Consider the following 2075-nt stretch of genomic DNA (forward strand, 5'->3'; position numbering starts at 1 on the left):
CCACCCCGACACCCTGGGCTCCCGCAACAACCTCGCCAGTGCCTACCGGTCGGCTGGGGACCTGGGCCGGACCCTCCCGCTGTACGAGCAGACCCTCACCGACCGTGAGCGGGTCCTCGGCCCCGCCCACCCCGACACCCTGGGCTCCCGCAACAACCTCGCCCGTGCCTACCGGTCGGCGGGGGACCTGGGCCGGACCCTCCCGCTGTACGAGCAGCCCCTCACCGACCGTGAGCGGGTCCTCGGCCCCGACCACCCCAACACCCTGACCTCCCGCAACAACCTCGCCCACGCCTACTGGCAACAGGAAAGGCGGGAGGAAGCACTCAGCGAGTTCACGACGGCAGCGGAAGCCGCGGAAGCGTTGTTTGGCCAGTCCCACGAGGTAACGCGCGCACTCATCGGGAACCGTGATGAAGCTCGACGACGATTGAGTCAGCCGGACTGAGCTTGCACGATCACCTGTGCAGTCGACCGCGCTGGTGCACCCATCGGCAACGGGTCCGCGTGAGCGAGTCAGTCGGAGTCATAAGGGGTCACACGACGGGCGCTTCATCAGTGCCAGCTCGCAGCGCCGTGTGCAGCGTCTGGCGACTCACTCCGAGATCCCGCGCTATCCTCGCCTTCGGCACCCCTGCCTCGGCCCGGGCACGGGCGTCGGCCACCTGCTCTGACGTCAGCTTGGGTGCCTTGCGGTACTTACCAGCCGCCTTGGCCAACGCGATGCCTTCACGTTGCCGCTCACGAATCGCCTCGCGTTCAAGTTCGGCGAACGCCGCAAACACGGTCAGCATCGCCCGCCCTTCCTTGGTCGAGACGTTGAGCATGGGCGAGTCAACGAACTCGACCGCGACGCCCTTCTCGGCCATCTCGTCCACGATCCGCAGCAGGTCACGGGTGTCCCTGGCCAGCCGGTCGATCGACTTCACCCGGATGGTGTCCCCCACTTGGGCGAAAGCCATCAGCGTGCGGAGACGTTCGCGGTCGGCGACGTTCTTGCCCGAGACGGTCTCCTCGACCAGCACGTCGACCCCGCCCAGGGCTTCACGTTGACGGTCGAGGTTCTGGTCCTTCGAGCTCACCCGCGCGTACCCGTACACCCGTCCAGTCACGTCTAAGACCTTCCGCTGATTCCGTCAACCAAGGGTTCCACGAACTTCAATGTACGCAGGAAGCGGACGGCGTCCAAGGTGCTCAGCGAGTACACCCCGTTGGACACCGAACAGCTGCGCGCGAGTGGGCCGGCAGCCTGTCTACCCACCCAGCAGACACCCGCCACCCCCGTGGCTACTCCTCTCGGAAATCTCAAGTAGATCTCCTACCGGCGGACGCCGCGGCGCCGGTCCGGGCTCGTCTCAGGGGGACTGGAAACCGAACGTCAGTGAGTCGCGAGTGGTCGTCGTCTCCTGTGCGTGACCACGTGCGCGCTCGACTGGACTGGCTCGGTCCCTTGGCTCAAAGGCAGACTGCGCTTATGGCGGAGGACAGTGTGTGGGTGGCTCGTTTGGTGGCCGCGGCCAGGTCGGGCACCCAGCTGGATCTTGCCGGGGAAGGCTCAGCCAATCCGGCTGAGGCCGACGACTGGGATTCGGGTAGGACGATCCCAGCCGCTGCTGTCCGGGCCGCGCTACTGACCAAGGGCCTTGACCCCGATCCCCGAGGGCTGCGAATCCGGGGCGCCAACATCATCGGGTCTCTTGATCTAGAACACGCCACATTGCCCTGCACGCTCACCATCACCGACTCGCGATTCAACGAGCCCGTCTTGATGGAAGGCCTTGCCTGCCGCCAGCTGGTCTTAACCGGCAGCCACACCCCCGGCCTCGACCTGGACGGGGCCACGATCACCGTCGGGATGTTCCTCACCGGAGGGTTCACCGCCACCGGCGAGGTGCGGGCGCTCGGGGCCAACATCGGCGGCCAGCTGAACTTGCGGGGGGCCACCCTCACCAACCCCGACGGCTACGCCCTCAACCTGGACCAAGCCACGATCACCGGCCACGTGTTCCTCGACGAGGAGTCCACCGCCACCGGCGAGGTGCGGGCGCTCGGGGCCAACATCGGCGGCCAGCTGT

General features: G+C 67.0%; 3 protein-coding genes. 2 read left to right on the forward strand and 1 reads right to left on the reverse strand.

Annotated features, from left to right (window positions below; genetic code table 11):
• Positions 1–448: tetratricopeptide repeat protein (locus IFY26_RS17280; RefSeq protein ID WP_232550254.1), on the forward strand; the 448-nt coding region annotated here is incomplete at its 5' end.
• An 88-nt stretch (positions 449–536) separates the two neighbouring features.
• Here the strand turns inward: IFY26_RS17280 and IFY26_RS17285 are convergent.
• Positions 537–1112 carry a recombinase family protein gene (locus tag IFY26_RS17285; RefSeq protein ID WP_232550255.1) on the reverse strand — a complete coding sequence of 192 codons (576 nt, stop codon included), beginning with the start codon at positions 1110–1112 and terminating at the stop codon, positions 537–539.
• A gap of 653 nt (positions 1113–1765) precedes the next feature.
• Between IFY26_RS17285 and IFY26_RS17290 the strand changes: the two genes are divergently transcribed.
• On the forward strand, positions 1766–2075 hold a 310-nt coding region (locus IFY26_RS17290), incomplete at its 3' end, for a hypothetical protein (protein ID WP_232550256.1).

The organism is Propioniciclava soli (genome assembly GCF_014858005.1).
Classification (GTDB): Bacteria; Actinomycetota; Actinomycetes; order Propionibacteriales; family Propionibacteriaceae; genus Propioniciclava; species Propioniciclava soli.